Annotated in this window: 15 protein-coding genes; 12 read left to right on the top strand and 3 right to left on the bottom strand. The window is 46.8% G+C overall.

What is annotated here, in order from left to right:
* Window positions 1–73 precede the first annotated feature (73 nt).
* On the bottom strand, window positions 74–1,156 hold the full coding sequence (gene serC / locus AC3CIC_RS05155) for a 3-phosphoserine/phosphohydroxythreonine transaminase (RefSeq protein ID WP_017004842.1): 1,083 nt from the start codon (window positions 1,154–1,156) through the stop codon (window positions 74–76).
* Window positions 1,157–1,408: 252 nt separating this feature from the next.
* Entirely contained in the window at window positions 1,409–4,102 is a 2,694-nt protein-coding gene (gene gyrA, locus AC3CIC_RS05150) for a DNA topoisomerase (ATP-hydrolyzing) subunit A (RefSeq protein ID WP_016960503.1), read from the bottom strand.
* Window positions 4,103–4,760: 658 nt separating this feature from the next.
* Between gyrA and ubiG the strand changes: the two genes are divergently transcribed.
* The 11 genes from ubiG (at window position 4,761) to glsA (ending at window position 18,010) form a co-directional block, all read left to right on the top strand.
* Window positions 4,761–5,474 (top strand): bifunctional 2-polyprenyl-6-hydroxyphenol methylase/3-demethylubiquinol 3-O-methyltransferase UbiG, encoded by a 714-nt coding sequence (gene ubiG, locus AC3CIC_RS05145; RefSeq protein WP_488515528.1) that lies wholly within the window; start codon window positions 4,761–4,763, stop codon window positions 5,472–5,474.
* 72 nt (window positions 5,475–5,546) lie between these two features.
* Entirely contained in the window at window positions 5,547–6,203 is a 657-nt protein-coding gene (locus AC3CIC_RS05140) for an HAD family hydrolase (protein WP_488515527.1), read from the top strand.
* Between the two features lie 400 nt (window positions 6,204–6,603).
* On the top strand, window positions 6,604–8,883 hold the full coding sequence (nrdA, locus tag AC3CIC_RS05135; protein ID WP_016960508.1) for a class 1a ribonucleoside-diphosphate reductase subunit alpha: 2,280 nt from the start codon (window positions 6,604–6,606) through the stop codon (window positions 8,881–8,883).
* A 66-nt stretch (window positions 8,884–8,949) separates the two neighbouring features.
* A complete protein-coding gene (gene nrdB, locus AC3CIC_RS05130) occupies window positions 8,950–10,083 on the top strand; it encodes a class Ia ribonucleoside-diphosphate reductase subunit beta (protein WP_016960509.1) in 1,134 nt (377 codons plus the stop codon).
* Window positions 10,080–10,370 (top strand): 2Fe-2S iron-sulfur cluster-binding protein, encoded by a 291-nt coding sequence (locus AC3CIC_RS05125; RefSeq protein WP_488515526.1) that lies wholly within the window; start codon window positions 10,080–10,082, stop codon window positions 10,368–10,370. Before nrdB ends, AC3CIC_RS05125 begins: the two co-directional genes overlap by 4 nt.
* Window positions 10,371–10,865: 495 nt before the next feature.
* On the top strand, window positions 10,866–11,879 hold the full coding sequence (locus AC3CIC_RS05120; RefSeq protein ID WP_488515525.1) for a C4-dicarboxylate TRAP transporter substrate-binding protein: 1,014 nt from the start codon (window positions 10,866–10,868) through the stop codon (window positions 11,877–11,879).
* A 65-nt stretch (window positions 11,880–11,944) separates the two neighbouring features.
* A complete protein-coding gene (locus AC3CIC_RS05115) occupies window positions 11,945–12,421 on the top strand; it encodes a TRAP transporter small permease (protein ID WP_488515524.1) in 477 nt (158 codons plus the stop codon).
* A 9-nt stretch (window positions 12,422–12,430) separates the two neighbouring features.
* On the top strand, window positions 12,431–13,714 hold the full coding sequence (locus tag AC3CIC_RS05110; protein WP_026024056.1) for a TRAP transporter large permease: 1,284 nt from the start codon (window positions 12,431–12,433) through the stop codon (window positions 13,712–13,714).
* A 344-nt stretch (window positions 13,715–14,058) separates the two neighbouring features.
* Window positions 14,059–15,438 carry a glutamate decarboxylase gene (gad, locus tag AC3CIC_RS05105; protein WP_488515523.1) on the top strand — a complete coding sequence of 460 codons (1,380 nt, stop codon included), beginning with the start codon at window positions 14,059–14,061 and terminating at the stop codon, window positions 15,436–15,438.
* Between the two features lie 86 nt (window positions 15,439–15,524).
* The gene (gene gadC / locus AC3CIC_RS05100; RefSeq protein WP_488515522.1) at window positions 15,525–17,072 is read left to right on the top strand and encodes a glutamine/gamma-aminobutyrate antiporter GadC; all 1,548 of its coding nucleotides are present in this window, start codon (window positions 15,525–15,527) and stop codon (window positions 17,070–17,072) included.
* Window positions 17,069–18,010, top strand: coding sequence for a glutaminase A (glsA, locus tag AC3CIC_RS05095; protein WP_488515521.1), 942 nt, complete (start codon window positions 17,069–17,071; stop codon window positions 18,008–18,010). The genes gadC and glsA overlap by 4 nt, the downstream gene beginning before the upstream one ends.
* Window positions 18,011–18,078: 68 nt before the next feature.
* Here the strand turns inward: glsA and AC3CIC_RS05090 are convergent, their stop codons facing one another.
* Window positions 18,079–19,332 carry a CinA family nicotinamide mononucleotide deamidase-related protein gene (locus tag AC3CIC_RS05090; protein ID WP_488515520.1) on the bottom strand — a complete coding sequence of 418 codons (1,254 nt, stop codon included), beginning with the start codon at window positions 19,330–19,332 and terminating at the stop codon, window positions 18,079–18,081.
* 467 nt (window positions 19,333–19,799) lie between these two features.
* Between AC3CIC_RS05090 and AC3CIC_RS05085 the strand changes: the two genes are divergently transcribed.
* Window positions 19,800–20,687 (top strand): DUF3943 domain-containing protein, encoded by an 888-nt coding sequence (locus AC3CIC_RS05085; protein WP_488515519.1) that lies wholly within the window; start codon window positions 19,800–19,802, stop codon window positions 20,685–20,687.
* Window positions 20,688–20,769 lie beyond the last annotated feature (82 nt).

Here is a 20,769-nt window from a genome sequence, read left to right as displayed (position 1 = left end):
AGACAACTCGCGATATTTTAAATAAAAAAAACCGCCACATTGGGCGGTTTCTTCAATCGGTGAAAACAACATATTAGGTGTTTTTCGCTTCAAACTCTTTCATGAAAGTAACCAGCGCTTGAACACCTTCCAATGGCATTGCATTGTAAATGGAAGCGCGCATGCCACCGACATCACGGTGTCCCTTTAGTGCTTTCAAGCCTAGTGCATCAGATTCAGTAAGAAATGCGTCGTCTAGTTCTGGGTTAACCAGTTGGAATGGCACATTCATCAATGAACGGTTGTCAGCATGAATTTGGTTCACGTAGAAGTCAGACGAATCAATGAAGCCGTATAGCAATGCGGCTTTTTCTTCATTCTTCGCTTGCATCACTTCAAGCCCACCCTGCTCTTTTAGCCACTTGTAGACTTCACCCGCCAGATACCAACCAAACGTTGGCGGTGTGTTGAACATGGAGTCTTTTTCCACCAAGGTTGTGTAATTAAGTACGTTTGGCAAAAATTCTTTTGCACGCCCCAACAAATCGTCACGAACAATCACCAAGGTGATCCCAGCAGGGCCAATATTTTTCTGTGCACCCGCATAGATGACACCGTATTTCGACACATCGATAGGACGTGACAAAATCGTAGATGACATATCAGCCACAATAGGTTTGTCCGTTTCTGGAAGATCGCGAATTTCGATACCATCTATCGTTTCGTTCGGGCAAAAATGCACAAATGCCGCGTCACCGCTCAGCTTCCAATTTTTTGCAGGCTGTACGGCGCGCTTACCATCAATATCAGTCAATACATTGACGACGTTTGGTGTGCAATATTTCTTTGCTTCTTTCACCGCACTCGTCGCCCAATAGCCTCCATCGACGTAGTCAGCAATCGTTTTATTGCCCAATAGATTCATCGGTACAGCGGCAAACTGAGCGCGAGCGCCACCCTGACAGTAAAGGACATGATAGTTATCTGGGATGGATAGCAATTCACGGAGGTTTTTCTCAGCCTCATCCACAACCGCTAGAAACGCTTTGCTGCGATGAGAGATCTCCATGACCGAAGAACCAGTGCCGTTCCAGTCAATCAGTTCAGCCTGAACTTTTGCTAGAACAGCTTCCGGTAACATCGCGGGACCCGCTGAGAAGTTATGTACCTTTTCCATGATTTATCAATGCTCCTGCGTTTAATCGCTTAATAGTGACTTTCGACCTGTGAGTCGGATGATTTTTTTGCCGACAGCGCCCTGTATCAGGTGAGAAAGAAAGCCAAAAAAAATTCGTATTGGTTTTGTTTTATCACCTTTTTTAAGGGATTGGAACGGGAAATATGCTCGACTTTCTTTGTCCTTTAGAAAGAAGATAAAAAAAACGCAGCCTAAGCTGCGTTTTTCTATGACAGAGGATGAAAGGAAAGATTATTCCTCTTCAGTTCCTTCGTCTTCAGGCTTGTCTGTAGGTGTTTCTACTGTCGCATCGTCAGATGTTTCTTCTGATGCTTCAGCAGGTGCTTGCTCTACAACTTCGCCGTTTTCATCCAGAATTAGTTCTTCTTCTGGCTCATCGATGCGTTGGAGACCAACCACTTTCTCGTCTTCGCTGGTGCGGATCAGAGTGACACCTTGGGTATTTCGACCCACTTGGCTGACTTCAGCAACACGAGTACGAACTAGCGTACCTGCGTTGGTGATCATCATAAACTCATCACCGTCGGTCGCTTGGACAGCGCCAACCACACAACCATTTCGCTCAGAAACCTTGATAGACACAACGCCTTGAGTCGCACGGCTCTTCGCTGGGTATTGGCCAAGTTCAGTACGCTTGCCGTAACCGTTTTCGGTCACAGTCAGTACATCGCCTTCGTTTTTCGGAACGATAAGTGAAACCACTTTATCGCCTTCAGCCAACTTAATACCGCGAACACCAGCCGCTGTACGGCCCATGCCACGAACACCACCTTTCGCATTGCCTTCTTCATCATAAACAGGGCTTTCGTAGAAACGAACAACCTTGCCATACGAAGAGAACAACATGATGTCACGCGTGCCATCGGTGATATCAACACCAATTAGCGAATCACCTTCACGAAGGTTAACAGCAATGATACCTGCGCTACGTGGACGGCTGAAATCAGTCAACGGCGTTTTCTTCACAGTACCGTCACCGGTTGCCATGAAGACAAACTTGTCTTCTGAGTACTCTTTAACAGGCAGAATCGCAGTAATGCGTTCATTCGGCTCAAGAGGAAGTAGGTTAACAATTGGCTTGCCACGTGCAGTACGTGATGCCAATGGAAGCTGATAAACCTTCAACCAGTACATGCGACCACGGCTTGAGAAGCACAAAATGGTGTCATGAGTATTCGCGACGAGAAGACGTTCAATGTAGTCTTCTTCTTTCATGCGTGTTGCTGACTTACCTTTACCACCACGACGCTGCGCTTCGTAATCAGACAGAACCTGATACTTCACATAGCCCGCATGAGAAAGTGTGACAACAACATCTTCTTGATTGATCAGATCTTCAATATCGATGTCATGGCTTGCTGCAGTGATTTCAGTGCGACGCTCGTCACCATATTCATCACGTACCGCTTCAAGCTCTTCACGAATGACTTCCATCAAACGATCTGGATTAGACAGGATATACATTAGCTCGCCAATCAATGTCAGCAGCTCTTTGTATTCATCCAGGATCTTTCCATGCTCTAGACCAGTCAATTTGTGCAGACGCAGATCTAGAATTGCTTGGGCTTGTTGTTCTGTCAGGAAGTACATTCCATCACGAACACCAAACTCATCTTCAAGCCATTCAGGACGAGCCGAGTCAACACCAGTCGCTTCAAGCATTACCGCTACTGTACCCAAATCCCAACCACGTAGTTGCAGTTGTTCGCGGGCAATAGCTGGCGTTTGTGCGTTACGAACCATTTCGATGATTTCATCGATGTTCGCAAGGGCAATCGCCAAACCTTCCAAGATATGTGCACGATCACGCGCTTTGCGCAGTTCGTAAATAGTACGACGTGTTACCACCTCACGGCGGTGATTCACGAAGCACTTCAGCATATCTTTCAGGCCGAACAGGCGTGGCTGGTTATTGTCCAGCGCGACCATGTTGATACCAAAAGAGGTTTGCAGTTGCGTTTGTGAGTAAAGGTTGTTGAGAATAACCTCGCCGACCGCATCACGTTTACATTCAATCACGATACGCATGCCGTCTTTATCAGACTCATCACGTAGCGCACTGATGCCTTCGATCTTCTTATCTTTAACCAGCTCGGCAATCTTCTCGATCAAACGTGCTTTGTTAACTTGATAAGGGATTTCAGAAACAATGATGGTTTCTTTACCGTTCTTCTCGACTTCGATTGCCGCGCGAGAGCGCAGATAAATCTTGCCGCGACCAGTACGGTAAGCATCTTCAATGCCTTTACGGCCATTGATCATTGCTGACGTCGGGAAGTCAGGACCTGGAATGTGTGTCATCAGCTCTTCAATGCTGATTTCTTCATTCTCAATGTATGCCAAACAACCGTTAACCACTTCAGTCAGGTTATGCGGAGGAATATTGGTCGCCATACCTACTGCGATACCGGACGAACCGTTCACAAGCAAGTTTGGAATACGCGTTGGCATCACGTCTGGAATTTGTTCAGTACCGTCGTAGTTTGGAACGTAATCGACAGTATCTTTATCCAAATCAGCCAGCAGTTCGTGGGCGATTTTTGACATGCGAACTTCGGTATAACGCATTGCCGCCGCTGAATCGCCGTCAATAGAACCGAAGTTGCCTTGTCCATCAACCAGCATGTAACGCAGCGAGAAAGGCTGTGCCATACGAACGATGGTGTCATAAACAGCGCTGTCACCGTGTGGGTGGTATTTACCGATCACATCGCCGACAACACGGGCAGATTTTTTATATGCTTTGTTCCAGTCGTTGCCTAATACATTCATCGCGAAAAGAACGCGACGGTGTACTGGCTTCAGACCATCACGCACGTCAGGAAGAGCACGACCAACGATAACGGACATCGCATAGTCGAGATATGAGCTTTTCAGCTCATCTTCAATGTTGACGGGCGTGATCTCTTTAGCAAGATCGCTCATGGAGCCAATATCCCTCAGGTAAGTATGTCAAAAATGACTACGTGCAAGACGGTGAGAATACCACAAAAACAGTCCAAGAGTCACAGCCTAAACCCGAGATAAATCACGAATTACTCTTAATCTGGCGCTCTAACGCACGACAGGGCGAAAAAATGCTCGGTGACAAGGTGGAGCTAGAAAAAATTGTCAGAATCGCTCACAGAAGCGTAGGCGTATATTTTACTGTCATCTGGATATTTAAGGATCGAGCACGATCAACATTCGTTAGCTCACGATTTGTCATGTAATAAAAGAAAGAAAATCAGAGTGGGAAGCGTCTCTCAATATCCCTTCTCTTAGTAAGGAAAGATAGGGGCTAACACAATCAAGTGTTTGCAAGGAGGCGCTATGTTACATCAAGCAATCAATGCGGTGGGTATGGCAATAATTATCGGTAAATACACTTTATTGGCCCTACTGGCAGCCGTTGCCGTGACCAACGCAGCTTAACTTTCTTACCGAGAAATCATGTAGCTTCAACATTCACTCCGGGGGTCAACGCCTCCGGCTTTCAAGTTGCCCTCTCCCCTAATTTCTAATATCTGCTCCATTTCTTTGTTGATGTTTTTAATCTTTATAAAGCGGTTATAATGAAAAAAAATTTAGGGATAACTGCGCAATGACGACCCAACTCAATGTCGATCCAGCCGAAATAAAAAAATTTGAAGACATGGCCTCTCGTTGGTGGGATTTCGACGGCGAATTTAAACCGCTTCACCAGATAAATCCTCTTCGTCTGAATTATGTGATTGAACGCAGCGCCGGTGTCTTCGGTAAAAAAGTACTGGATGTCGGTTGTGGCGGAGGCATTCTGGCAGAAAGCATGGCACGCGAAGGTGCTGAAGTGACTGGCCTCGACATGGGTAAAGAGCCTCTTACTGTCGCGCGATTACATGCCTTGGAAACAGGCACTACTTTATCTTACATTCAGTCTACCGCTGAAGAACATGCAGAAACCCATGCCAATTACTATGACATTGTCACCTGCATGGAAATGCTTGAGCATGTTCCTGACCCAGCATCAGTGATTGCCGCTTGCGCAAAAATGGTGAAGCCTGGCGGTCATGTCTTTTTCTCGACACTAAATCGCAACACAAAATCTTGGTTGTTTGCCATTGTCGGCGCAGAGCACCTGATGAAGATTGTTCCTAAGGGTACCCATGACCACAATAAATTCATTCGACCATCAGAATTGTTAAAGTTGATTGATGCCACACCGCTTACTGAGCAGCACATGACAGGCCTCCACTACAACCCGCTGACAGACAAATACTGGCTCTCGCCTCGTAATGTAGACGTCAATTACATCGTACATACTCATAGCCCGGAATAACCGGGCGTTTTTTTGTTCGGGAATTGACTTCCCTAATTTGTAAGTAGCGATCAACGATTAAAGGATGAATCGATGAAAGGAACGATCAAAGCTGTGTTGTTTGATTTGGATGGCACACTACTTGATACCGCGCCCGATATGGCAAATGCCGCTAACTGTGTCCTGCGTGACTACGGTCTTCCTCCTTTAAATGACGCACAAATTCAAGCTAACACCAGTCACGGGGCGCGCGGCCTATTACGTGCAGGGTTTGGAGAATCTCTAGAGGGTAGAGACATTGATTCTCTCCGGCTGTCATTTCTTGACCACTATGAGAAAAACATCTGCACTGACACCAAGTTTTACGAGGGCGTTACCGATCTCATTGCGCAACTCTCAGCGCGCAATATCCCATGGGGTATTGTCACTAATAAGCCTGGCTTTCTTACTGAAATGTTACTCCCCTACTTTCCCGAACTCGAACAAACACAAGCACTCGTGTGTGCCGACACGCTCAGCCGAGCGAAGCCGCATCCTGACCCACTTATCTTCGCTGCAGGCTTACTGTCTATGCTGCCATCAGAGTGTTTATATGTCGGTGATATCAAAAACGACATTGTCGCCGCTAAAGCTGCGGATATGCATTCTGCTGTTGCTGCTTGGGGTTACATCGGCGCGGAGCAAAATCCTATCGAGTGGGATGCAGATCTTATTTTTAACAAAGCTGTAGGAATTCTGTCATTATTCTGATCCTCGTCACAAGCATGGAGAACATAAAATAACCACTTTTCAGTTAGTTAACTTGAAACACTGTTTGCATTCCTAGGCAAGGATAATATTTTTTTTTATTTGATTCCGTACCCTAAAAATCGTTGCATTTCTCTATGCCATTGCATCTTATGGGACAAAACAGTTAGTAAGCACTAACATGGCAATCTTCATCCCCAAGATATCCACAGAAGTCACAATTTACTCAACTTGCAATATCATCAGTGCACCACTATCTTGTTACTCAAGTAAGGCCTACCCCCTACATATAGTGTTTGAGTGTGTACGCCATTAGTTTAATATTGATCACAAATCTTCCTTGCAATTTGTGAAATGTTTCAAAAACACGTCTTCAAGCAAGGAAATACCGGGAACGAGATAAATGAACCAACAACTTACCGTCCAAAAGCGCAGTGGCGCGAAGGAAAACATTGATCTAGACAAAATCCACCGCGTTATCGAGTGGGCAGCTAAAGATCTAGATAATGTCTCAGTATCACAAGTCGAACTCCGCTCTCACATCCAATTTTACGACGGTATTAAAACTGAAGACATCCACGAGACCATCATCAAAGCGGCTGCCGATCTAATATCTGAACAGACGCCTGACTACCAATACCTATCGGCACGTCTTGCCATCTTTCACTTGCGCAAGAAAGCCTATGGACAGTTTGAGCCACCAAAACTGGTTGAACATATCCGCAAAATGGTCGACATGGGTAAGTACGACAAACACATATTGGAAGACTACACAGAAGAAGAGTTAAACATTCTCGACGGTTATATCGACCACTGGCGTGATATGAATTTTTCTTACGCTGCCGTTAAGCAGTTAGAAGGCAAATACTTGGTACAGAACCGTGTTACTGGTGAAATCTACGAAAGTGCACAGTTTTTGTACATCATGGTTGCTGCTTGTCTGTTTGCTAACTATCCCAAAGAAACGCGCCTGGCTTATATTCGCCGTTTCTACGATGCAGTGTCACAATTCAAAATCTCACTGCCAACGCCAATCATGTCTGGTGTTCGTACGCCGACTCGACAATTCAGCTCGTGTGTACTGATCGAATGTGATGACAGCCTAGACTCTATCAACGCAACGGCCAGCGCTATAGTGCGCTATGTTAGCCAGCGTGCTGGTATCGGCATCAATGCAGGTCGCATTCGCGCACTTGGTAGCCCAATTCGTGGCGGCGAAGCTTTCCACACCGGTTGTATCCCGTTTTATAAGTACTTCCAAACAGCCGTTAAGTGCTGTTCCCAAGGCGGTGTACGCGGTGGCGCAGCGACATTGTTCTACCCAATGTGGCACCGCGAAGTAGAGAACCTACTGGTCCTGAAGAACAACCGTGGTGTTGAAGAGAACCGCGTCCGTCACATGGACTACGGTGTGCAAATCAACAAACTGATGTACACCCGACTCATCAAGGGTGGAAACATCTCTTTGTTCTCTCCATCGGATGTCCCAGGTCTCTATGACTCATTCTTTGCTGATCAAGAAGAGTTCGAACGTCTTTACGTTCAGTATGAACAAGATGCATCAATCCAACGTGAAACAGTGAAAGCTGTTGAGCTGTTCTCTTTGATGATGCAAGAGCGAGCATCAACAGGTCGTATCTATATTCAGAACGTTGACCATTGCAACACACACAGCCCGTTCGACCCAAAAGTTGCGCCAATTCGTCAGTCAAATCTATGTTTGGAAATCGCATTGCCGACCAAACCGCTGACCAATGTTGAAGACGACAATGGCGAAATTGCGCTTTGTACCCTGTCTGCATTTAACTTGGGTGCAATTAAAGAGTTGGATGAACTGGAAGACTTGGCCGACCTGACTATCCGCGCATTGGATTCTCTACTTGATTACCAAGACTACCCGCTGCCAGCGGCACGCAAAGCGACGATGAACCGCCGTACTCTAGGTGTGGGCGTGATCAACTTCGCTTACTATCTGGCGAAAAATGGTGTGCGCTACTCTGACGGAAGCGCGAATGGCCTAACACACCGCACCTTCGAAGCGATTCAGTATTACCTGCTGAAAGCCTCTTTGGGTTTAGCAAAAGAAAAAGGCGCTTGCCCGTCGTTCAACGAAACAACCTACTCGCAAGGTGTGCTGCCTATCGACACTTATAAGCGCGATTTAGACAAGGTTTGTGAAGAGCCACTTCACTACGATTGGGAAACCTTACGTGGTGAAATCGTTGAGCATGGCCTTCGCAACTCGACGCTGTCTGCATTAATGCCGTCAGAAACGTCGTCACAAATCTCGAACGCAACCAATGGCATCGAGCCACCGCGTGGTTTTGTTTCAGTCAAAGCATCGAAAGACGGCATTCTGAAGCAGGTTGTTCCTGAGTACGACAAGTACAAAGAAAACTACGAACTGCTATGGAACATCGGATCTAATGATGGATACCTACAGTTAGTCGGTATCATGCAGAAGTTTGTAGACCAAGCGATCTCAGCAAACACCAACTATGACCCAAGCAAACAAGCTGGCGGTAAAACGCCGATGAAACTGCTGTTGAAAGATTTGCTTTCAGCGTACAAGCTGGGTGTGAAAACCTTGTATTATCACAACACCCGAGACGGTGCGGATGATGCGCAGCAAGATCTAGCAGTACAAGACGATGACTGCGCAGGCGGCGCTTGTAAAATCTAATACCCAAACGGGAGGGAGCACACGCTTCCTCTTTGAGGTTTCATTCTACACGGTATATTGAAAGCAATGGCTTACAGCACTTTTTCAAAAGAAAACAACAATGCACTCAAAGAACCAATGTTCTTTGGTCAATCTGTTAACGTCGCGCGATACGACCAACAGAAATATGAAATTTTCGAAAGACTGATCGAAAAGCAACTTAGCTTTTTCTGGCGTCCCGAAGAAGTTGATGTATCAGGCGATCGCATCGACTACAACAAGCTACCAGAACATGAAAAGCATATTTTCATCAGTAACTTGAAATATCAAACACTGTTGGACTCCATTCAAGGCCGAAGCCCGAATGTCGCTCTGCTGCCATTGGTGTCTATTCCTGAACTAGAAACGTGGATTGAAACATGGTCTTTTTCTGAAACCATTCACTCTCGTTCTTACACGCATATCATTCGTAATATCGTCAACAATCCATCCGTGGTGTTTGATGACATCGTTGCCAACGAGCAGATCATCAAGCGTGCGAATGACATTGCTAAGTATTATGACGACTTAATCCTGGCCACCAGTGACTATCACCGTTTAGGCGAAGGTGAACACACAGTAAACGGCGAAACCGTGGTTGTGTCGTTACGTGAACTGAAGAAAAAGCTTTATGTGTGCCTGATGTCAGTTAATGCGCTTGAAGCCATTCGCTTTTATGTCAGCTTTGCTTGTTCATTTGCGTTCGCAGAGCGTGAGTTGATGGAAGGCAACGCAAAAATCATCAAGCTAATCGCACGTGATGAGTCTTTGCACCTGACAAGCACACAGCACATGCTGAACATTCTTCGCAGCGGCGATGACGACCCAGAAATGGCTGAAATCGCAAAAGAATGCGAGCAGGAGTGTTTTGCGCTGTTCAAAGAAGCCGCCGAGCAAGAAAAAGAATGGGCAGAATACCTATTCAAAGATGGCTCTATGATTGGTTTGAACAAAGACATTCTTTGTCAGTACGTCGAGTACATTACCAATCTGCGCATGGCAGCGGTCGGCCTAAAATCAGCCTATCCGGGTGCATCGCAAAACCCAATTCCTTGGATTAATGCGTGGCTTTCTTCTGACAACGTGCAAGTCGCACCGCAAGAAGCTGAAATCAGCTCTTATCTGGTTGGCCAAATCGACAACGATGTTGATATGGACGATCTGGGTGACTTCGAACTATGAGTCGAATCACTATCACAGTGAACGGACAAGCGCTGGTGGGAAATACCCACCAGCCTCTGCTTGAGCAAATCGAGCAGGCTGGGTTGCAACCTGAGTTTCAATGCAGAAATGGTGTTTGTGGCGCGTGTCGTTGCAAGTTGGACAAAGGTGAGGTTGCTCAAGAAGATGCCATGGCTTACCTTGCGGCAGGTGAAATTCTGACATGTCGTTCAACGCCGCTCGAAAGCGTGGAGCTAGAGTTTGATTACCACGTTTCGTTGGTCGCTAAAAAAGCCGCGAATCTATAAACCCGCCTTCGCGGCACCACTTCATTAACCTTAAAAACTTAACATTCAAGCAGATAGCGAAATCGCCCCACACCATCAACGACAATCACTACTTCTTCACACTCTCTAGAACAACAATCTCCACGCACAAAACTACATACTATTGACTTAAAAATGCCTGAACATGTATTTACAGGTGCTTCCGCCGCAACACATTTACGAAAAAAATCACCTTATCCGTTTCAAATATGTTCATTTGAAAATAAATTGAGACATCTAAAATCGCCTTATCAAGCCTTGATACACGTTGCTTCTTCAACAAGGGAAGCGCTTTCCATTTGGCTTTGTTACGGAGATCACAGCATTCGAATGAACATTTATATGTTCATGTGAAAGCCACTCCAATTGCTATATCTTGCACCATGGTTCGTTACATTTTCGCAACAAACATCGCGGTTGCATATAAAATCAATGAGAGAAAGTGGACTTTCACCAATAAAGAAGGGAACGATTGAAATGAAAAAGCTATTACTAGGAACCGTACTTTCTGCCACAACCTTGTTTGGGTTTGGTATGGCGTCGACTGCAGCGCTCGCCAGTGATACCGACCCAGTGAAAATCAACATGAGTCTCGTTTTCACCCAAAATGAACTCCTCACTCAAGAGTTGATTAAAGTTGCTGATAAGATCAAAGAACGCACTGACGGCGGCGTAAACATCAAAGTTTTCCCTGGTGGCCAACTCCCAGTATACAAAGATAACCTTGAACAAGTTGTTAACGGCGCAAACTGGATTGCGGTAGAAGATTTAAGCTACCTCGGCGATTACGTCCCTGATTTCGCCGCATTAGCAGGCCCAATGCTTTACACCTCTTATGATGAATATCTGGCGATGATGGATTCTGACTATGTGGCTAATCTGACTGAGCAAGTCGAGAAGAAAGGCATCAAAGTTCTGAGCGCGGATTACATCTTTGGTTTCCGCCACATGATCACCAATAAAGAAATCAAGACACCAGAAGACATGGACGGAATGCGTATTCGCGTACCAGGTAGCCAACTCTTCATCAATACACTGTCTTCAATGGGCGCATCTCCAGCCGCATTGCCGTTCCCAGAAACCTACGCAGGCGTTCAGCAAGGCGTGGTTGATGGGCTGGAAGGTTCAATCCTGACCATGTATTCGACCAAAATTTATGAAGTGGCGAAGAACATGTCTAAAACGGGCCACTTCCTCGGCACCGTTGGCCTTTACATCTCTCCGAGTGTTTGGGACAAACTGACCGCAGAACAACAAAAAATCGTGATGGAAGAAATCAATGCCGGTGCAGTATCAAACACCGAACAATTGGTGAAGCTTGACGCTGAGTACGAGCAAAAGCTTAAAGAACAGGGTGTGACGTTCAACGACGTGGATACCGCCGCGTTCAACAAGCTAACCGCTGATGTCTATAATCAATTCCCTGCATGGAGCGAAGGTGTTCACGGCACCATCAACGCAGAATTGGAAAAAATCCGCGCTACTAAGTAAGCCTCTGCCCCAGCGCATCTGATGCTGGGGCTAGATCTTTTCAGCCTTACTGTCTTGGAGTCACCATGCGGTTTCTAGCTAACTTCGAAGAAATCTTGGCCTCAATCGCCATTTCCATCACAGTCGTGGTGGTTATCATTAATGTATTTCTCCGCTATTGCTTTGGGTTTGTTGTGCCTTGGAGTGAAGAGCTTTCAGTGATCTGTTTTACATGGTCCGTCTACTTCGGCATTAGCTCTTGCTACAAGCATAAGCTGCATATGGGTGTCGATGTCATCTTGAGCTTCATCCCCCAGAGTGGACAGCGATATTTCAGACTTTTCATCTCGTTTTTCCTATTGGTACTCAACGTTACGATGGTCTACCTCAGCGTCAGCTACACCATGCTTTCGACAAAGGTCACCCCAGTGATGGGCATGTCTTACTTTCCAATTAACAGCGTTCTTGTTGTCTGCTTTTCTTTGATGGCGTTTCACACCATCAGATTCATCATCGATGATTTGAAGCCGTCAGATAACGACACGCTCAACAAAGCGCAATAGGTGGCTGCTGTGGATATCTATATACCTATTATTCTTTTATTTGTGTTGTTCCTTCTCAACATACCCATTGCTTTTTCCTTGATCGCTTCATCGATGTTTTACTTCCTATTCATCAATGACTCTATCCCAGTAAGTTTGGTCATGCAGCGGTTTATCTCTACGGTTTCTTCCTTCCCACTTCTTGCTATCCCTTTCTTTATCATGGTTGGCTCAATCATGAACTACGCGGGAATAAGCCGAAATCTACTGGCATTTGCAGACTCACTCATCGGACATAAAGTCGGTGGATTAGCACATGTGAATGTGTTGCTCAGTACCTTGATGGGCGGAATTTCTGGGTCTGCGAATGCGGATGCTGCCATGCAGTCAAAGATACTCGCACCAGAGATGACAAAACGCGGCTACGACTTGCCTTTCACCGCCGCTGTCACTGCGGCGTCGTCAAGCATCAGTCCTGTCATACCACCGGGTATCAACCTGATCATTTTCGCTTTGCTTGCCAATGTGTCCGTGCATTCCATGTTTATCGCTGGGTATGTCCCTGCGTTTATGATGGCTGCAGCCTTGATGATCACTATTGCTTTCATTTCCAAAAAACGTAAATACAAGCCTTCACGGGAGCACCCTGCGAGCGGAAAAGAAAGGCTCGGCTACTTCGGCAAAGCGATACCTGCGTTGCTGATCCCGTTTGGCATCATATTAGGCATGCGCTTTGGTCTCTTTACCCCGACGGAAGCTGGCGCTATTGCCGTATTGCTCTGTACCATCATTGGTTTTGCTATCTATCGCGAGTTAAAGATCCATCATTTTGCGGCCATTTTGCGCGAAACCATTCAGGGCACCAGCAGCGTCATGTTCATCATTATTGGTGCAATGGTCTTTGGGTATTACATGACGTTGGAGCAAATACCTCAAGACGTTGCGTCAATGCTAATTAGCCTGACGGATGACAAAGCCGTGTTGCTGCTCATCATCAATATTCTTCTGATCGTTGTTGGTATGTTCATTGAGGGTGGCGCAGCGATGATTATCCTGACACCACTGCTGTTGCCCGCCGTACTCAATCTCGGCGTCAACCCAGTTCACTTCGGTATCATTATCATCGTCAATATCATGATTGGTGGTGTCACTCCACCGTTTGGTTCAATGATGTTTACCGTTTGCTCCATTCTTCGGGTAAGGATGGTTGATTTTGTGCGAGAAGTAGCGCCGTTACTGGCAGCACTACTGACTGTATTAATGATTCTGACTTACTGGGAAGGGCTGGTGATGTTCTTACCAAACCTTTTTTAATTGATTCATCGTTTCAACAAGATGCCATCGCATATCTTGTTGCCAAAAAAAGCCGCAAAACGCTTATTCAGGTTCTGCGGCGTTTTTTTCACTCCCATCGTCAAGATACATTGCCTGCAATTTTATCCACTGATCTCTCGCTAATATCTCGACTCTTCGTGCTATTACATTGATAGAAACTCACACCCCGCATTGCGATGTCCAAAAAACCGTCTTTTTTACTGTTATCATCTCATTTATTGATCACTTCTTTTTCTCTGCCTTTCCAATACTGATAGCTGGACGAAATCATTCGTCAGAGAACACTTTTTCTCAACCATTTCCAGCGCGTCAGGAGACACAAAATGGGATTGCATTTCACCAAACAACAAGACCCTCAAAATGAAGATTTCTATGAAGAGGCTCTTTCCCGCACTCAATTACCTAAGCATGCCATACCAGCCAATAGCCAATCTCCAGAGTTGATTGCTCAGTTGTTACGTGATGAATTGTTGATGGATGGAAACGCCAGACAAAATCTCGCCACATTTTGTTCAACATGGATGGAGCCGAGTGTTCACGAGTTGATGGACGCGTGTATCGACAAGAACATGATTGATAAAGACGAGTATCCGCAGACTGCGGAAATTGAATCTCGCTGCGTACATATTCTCGCCAAACTTTGGAATAGCCCGGAAAGTGACACCACCGTCGGCTGCTCAACCACGGGTTCGTCAGAAGCTGCCATGCTCGGTGGCCTTGCTATGAAGTGGAACTGGCGCAAAAAACGCGAAGCCTTAGGCCTTGCGACTGATAAGCCCAATATTGTCTGCGGCCCTGTACAAATCTGCTGGCATAAGTTCGCCCGCTACTTCGATGTAGAAATGCGTGAAATCCCACTCGACGGCGATGAAGTGGGAATGAACCCAGACAAGCTCTCTCAATACGTAGATGAAAATACGATAGGCGTCGTGCCTACCTTAGGTGTGACCTACACCTGCGTGTACGAACCCGTTGAAACCATTTCACAAAAACTCGATGAGCTTCAAGCACAAACCGGACTCGATGTGCCCATTCACGTTGATGGTGCTTCGGGCGGCTTTATTGCGCCGTTTGTTACCCCGGAATTGAAGTGGGATTTCCGGCTACCTCGCGTTGTCTCCATCAACAGTTCTGGTCATAAGTACGGACTGGCGCCTCTTGGCGTGGGCTGGATAGTATGGCGAGATAAAGCGCATCTGCCCGAGGAACTCGTGTTTGATGTCGATTACCTCGGCGGGCATATGCCAACATTCGCACTCAATTTTTCTCGTCCCGGCGGTCAAATCGTCGCGCAATACTACAACTTTCTGCGTCTTGGTTTTGAAGGCTACAAAGGCATTCACGAATCGTGTTTCAGCACAGCACAATGGCTAGCAGATGAAATTGCCAAAATTGGTCCTTTCGATCTCTTCTACGATGGCCGTGGTGGACTTCCTGCACTCAGCTACAGCCTAAAAGAAGGCGATTGGGGCTTCACTCTGTATGACTTATCCGATCGGATGCGAATGCGAGGATGGCAAATCGCTTCTTATCCCCTACCAAGCAACCGCCAAGACACCGTCATACAGCGCATCATGATCCGTCATGGCGTTAGCTTAGACATGGTTGCGATGCTGTTAGAGGACCTTAAGCGGTGTATCGACTACTTCAAGCAATACCCGCAAACAAAATCCGGTACCACTTCTTCGTTCCATCACGGCTGATACTGAGCATCACAGCGTCGATGAATCGTTCAATTTAGTCCAAAGGCCACAAACAAACCGTGGCCTTCATATCTAAGGATTAAAAGATGGATAAGAAAATCAGTGCCTCATCAGTCGGCAAAATCAGCGTTTTCACCTTTGCCATTATGAATGTTGTGGCCGTGGTGAGTCTGCGTGGCTTACCCGCTGAAGCAGAATACGGGCTCAGCTCTGTATTTTATTATGCGTTTGCCGCCGTATTTTTCCTCGTGCCGGTTTCACTGGTGGCTGCGGAACTTGCTACTGGGTGGCCAGAAAAAGGAGGGATCTTCCGTTGGGTCGGAGAAGCCTTTGGTCCAAGGTTAGCCTTTATGGCCATGTTCCTGCTGTTCGTTCAAGTGTGTGTATGGTTTCCCACAGCACTGACGTTTGGTGCTGTATCGCTGGCCTTCATTGGCCCCGACCAAACCTTTGATGCAGCCCTGTCACAAAATAAATTCTTTGTACTGGCCATTGTACTGGCTATCTATTGGTTTGCCACTTTCATCGCTTTTCGTGGTGTTTCAGCATTTACTTTGCTGTCCAAATGGGGTGGGATCATCGGCACCATCATCCCCGCTATCATCCTTATTTTGCTTGGTTTTGCTTTTCTGTTCAGCGGCGAGAAAATCCAAATAGAGATGGCGTGGAAAGACGTTATCCCCGACTTTTCTAACTTCAATAACGTGGTACTCGCGGCCAGTATTTTCCTGTTTTATGCGGGGATGGAAATGAATGCGATTCACGTGAAAGACCTAGATAATCCAACGCGCTCCTACCCGATCGCCATAGGTATTGCTGCGCTAGGTACCGTCGTGATCTTTGTGCTCGGTACACTTGCCATCGCCTTTGTTATACCCAGTACCGACATCAATCTCACACAAAGTCTGCTTGTGGCCTATTTTGATATGTTCCGCTGGGCGGGCCTGAGTTTTCTCGGGCCTATTATGGCTATTTGCCTCGCCATTGGCGTGCTCGCCGGTATTGTGACTTGGGTAGCGGGTCCCTCGACCGGTTTACTTGAAGTGGCAAAAGCGGGTTATATGCCGCGGTTTTGGCAAGAGACCAACAAAAACGGAATGGCGACCCATATCCTTTTGGTGCAAGGCATCATCGTAAGCTTTCTCGCGGTAACCTTTGTCGTACTGCCCTCCGTTGAAGCGGCTTACCAAATTCTGAGTCAACTGGCCGCGGTGATTTACCTAACCCTATATATGCTGATGTTTTCAGCCGCGATTTATCTGCGCTTTAGTCAGCCTAATCGTCCGCGCCCGTACAATGTTCCCGGTGGGAAAAAAGGCTTATATCTTTTTGCTGGCGTTGGTTTCACAAGCTCTGCCATTGCCTTTGCTTTTAGCTTTATCCCACCAAGCCAGATTGCTGTTGGCAGCCCAACCGTGTTCATGTCAATACTGGTAGGGTTAAGCCTTGTCTTTATCACGATTCCCTTTGTTATCTATGCCATTCGCAAACCGCATTGGCGAGACGAGAACTCAGATTTTGCGCCGTTTACTTGGCAAATTGAAGGCGTTCACCCTGGCCTTAAAAACGAATCTGTCACACACACTGAAGCCGTAACGGCGATTCATCGTGAAGGTAAAGGAGAAGCATCATGAGTGCATTACCGTCTCCCGAAGCCCTGCAAATGTTAGTGGATGAAACTTATGCTCAATTTCGAGCATTACCAGGGGGTGAAAACGCAAGCTATATCCCATACCTCGCTTCTGTGCCTTCCGATCTTGCGGCATTGGTGATTGTCACTGCAGATGGTGACATTTATCAGGCAGGCGATAGCAGTTATGGTTTCGCGATTGAATCCATCTCGAAGGTGCCGACATTGGCTTTACTGATGGAGGATGTTGGCCCAGAAATGGTGCGTGAAAAAATTGGCGCAGAGCCTACCGGGTTGCCTTTCAATTCTGTTGTGGCACTTTGTGAACATCAGGACAAACCATTGTCACCTCTCGTTAACGCGGGGGCGATGGCGAGTGTCAGCTTGCTCACCGCCTCTGATCCTGAAACACGATGGGCACGTATTCTAGACATGCAGCAACGGATCACCGCAGGGAATATTGTGCTTTCTAATGACATCAATGACTCTGAGCAAACCACCAACTTTCACAATCGCGGTATTGCATGGATTCTGTATGCGGCGGGCAACTGTTTCTGCGACCCAATGGAAGCTGTTGATGTCTACACGCGGCAATGCTCAACCCTGGTCACGTGCAAAGATCTCGCGGTGCTGAGTGCAACATTATCGAATCGCGGCAAGAATCCTATCTCTGGAGAGCAAGTCATTTCAGCGGGCAATATTGCCCCAATACTGGCAGAAATGACGATGGAAGGTCTGTATGACTACTCAGGGGATTGGGCATTTGAAGTCGGCATGCCCGGTAAAAGCGGGGTGGGTGGTGGTGTGTTGGCGGTCGCCCCTGGCAAGCTGGGTATTGCAGCCTTCTCCCCACCCTTGGATGAGTCCGGCAATAGTGTTCGCGCGCAACGGATGATTTCTCATGTTGCTAAAACACTGAATCTCAACTTGTATGCTTCGTAACGGCTTTTAGCGAATCAAAAAAACGCCTGACAATGTCAGGCGTTTTTCTCTAAATACTTCAGTGGGTATCAATTCGCATCGTCAGATTCGACAGGAATGTGCAGCGATTCTAGCGTCACCAACGAAGCGATATCTGGGAACATCGTGTACCCAGAAAGATAACGCCTTAACATATCAAGCAACATGGTCGCCGTGTAACAGCGAAAGTTCTCGTTGGACTGAGAACGACGAGGCTTCACTATAATACCCCAATCACCATCTGCAGCAGAAAGCCCAAGAGCAACACGCCCTGCCTCCATGTTTCCACATGCCAATCCGATGTTTACACCTGCATTTTCGCGAGACGCTGTTGCCATCGCTAAGACCGCCGCGAGCGGGTTATACTCACTATCCGTAATCAGTGTCGAGTCACTGAGCACCCACCCTTGAACGAACGCCTCTTTCGTTTCCTCTGCCTGATTTAGCCAATTAGCCAAATACCCGCCAGAGAATTTTTCAGCCACTGCAATGGTTGTATTTTCCTGCGACAGCAACCCACCGACAGTTTCAAGCATCGGCACACCATCACCCACTAAGCGATCACCCAACACATTTCGTATCGCATCGGTGATCAACGAAATATCGGAGTGTTGACGCGGAGAGAACAACTTTACCTCAATAAAAGGTAACGACGAACGGTATCCCAGTTCAAAATCATCTGGCAGTGCGAGCGCTTCTAACTTGTCGTTAAGAAGGGACTCGGAAAAACCGAAGGTGTACAGACGTTGAATTTCTTGCTTTTTCGTATTAGGAAATCGTGTTTGAAGACGTGACACAATTTCATTCTCAAACATGTGCTTGAATTCACTTGGTACACCCGGCGTGAAGAAGAACAGACAATTATTAAGGGTCGCGGCAAATCCACACGCACTGCCCACTGGATTATCCACTAGTTCGGCACCTTCAGGGAGCATTGCCTGCTTAATGTTGCTTTTCGGCATGGCTTTACCGTTTTTTTCAAACCGCTCTTTGAGCTCGGTTAGCCAGTGATTATTTAATTCAAGGTCAACGTTCATGGCCATCGCCATGGCTTCAGTGGTCAGATCATCTGTGGTTGGCCCAAGCCCACCATTCACGATCACCACATCGGAAACTTGACTGCATCTCACCAATTCAATGGCAATATCATCTACCGCATCACCGACAGTGACGCGACGATGCAAAGCAAAGCCTTCCTCAAAACAGCGTCTCGATAACCAAGCTGCATTGGTATCGGTGATATCACCGTGCAGCACTTCCTCGCCAGTACTTAACATTGCGACCCGAAGTTTGCTCTGTCCCACCGATATCTCCTTGTATGCCATGACGTAAATCCATTATGCCCAGACACTTACCGCTATCGCAACCCGCGATATCTTTTATTAGCATGAATCGTAGTATGCCGTTTTTTCCTTAGGAAACTTCATGCTTCGAACCCGCTAGGCGAACTGGGTTTAGGTTGATTTTCTCGTCAGACTTCCCACTTAAAGAGTAATAAGTGCTAATGGTAAAAATGAAAGTGGGATGCGGCTCAAGTTTTTGGTGGAAATATAGGCCTTTCCATTGCTATGATTAGCGGCTTAATTGTGACTGCCTCACAATTGGTACGCGGTATCGGTTATGTGCCCTCCGTATCGGTGTTGTTATCATGGATGTATTTCGCTGAACACCGACTGAATAACACCTTATTACTAAACACTTTTTTTGCCAGGCCTCACCAGCACAACACATTGCTGAATGGTTTGGCATTTTGTTGTGTGGGAGATCCTACGTGCGCTATCGCTCAACCGTGGCTGCGGCCGCTCTGTTCTGTGCTCAATCGGCCTTTGCTTTTGATGCATCTACCCTCGATTTCGAGCAGCAAGCTTATAACTATTCGAGCAACTATGGCTTCGACACGCTTGCATTGAACCAGGCGCAAACACAACCCCAAGACAATGCGCTTCGTTTTAACGAAGCTCCAGCGCACCGTCTACCAAAATATTTGTCTACGGCCCCAGAAAAAGACTGGGACTACCTGATGGGTCAAACCTATACCATTTTGGGTTTAAGTGTCGCGACCGTCGGCTTGATGACATTACTGCCTGAAAGCGTCACTAACTGGACAGCAGAAGATCGCGACTTTAGTAACCTTTCCAGCAAATGGTGGGACAATGTGTCTGCGGGCCCAGTCTGGGATCAGGACGACCATTACCTGAACTACGTGATGCACCCTTACTTTGGCGGTGTTTACTATACGGCTGCGCGTCACTCTGGTTTCAATGAGTTTGAGTCTTTCTTGTACTCATTCACCATGTCGACATTTTTCTGGGAATACGGTGTAGAAAGTTTCGCTGAAGTGCCGTCTATCCAAGATATCATCGTGACACCATTATTTGGTGCAGCTGTCGGTGAATGGATGTACCTCACTGAGCAAGATATTGTCGCTAACGGCGGCGAAGTCATGGGCTCAGACACAATGGGTGGCGTCAGCTTGTTCTTCCTTAACCCTGTCGGACATATCCACCACTGGATAACCGACATGTGGCAGGGTAACACTGACGTGCGCATGAATTATGACCCTTGGTTCAACAACCAAGAAGCCGCACGGTATGCAGCAGATGCGGGCGCACCTTACGACAGCCAGTTTATTAGTATGCAAGTCAGCTTGAAGTTTTAATAACGACCAGCTTGACGTTTTAATAACGAATAGTTTGATACTGCACACTGATATGTGCTGGTAAGAAAAAGCCGACATGATG

This window comes from Enterovibrio sp. QJM3NY_24 (assembly GCF_057786035.1).
The sequence above is the reverse complement of the archived record's forward strand: the minus strand, read 5'-3'. Positions and strand labels throughout refer to the sequence as shown.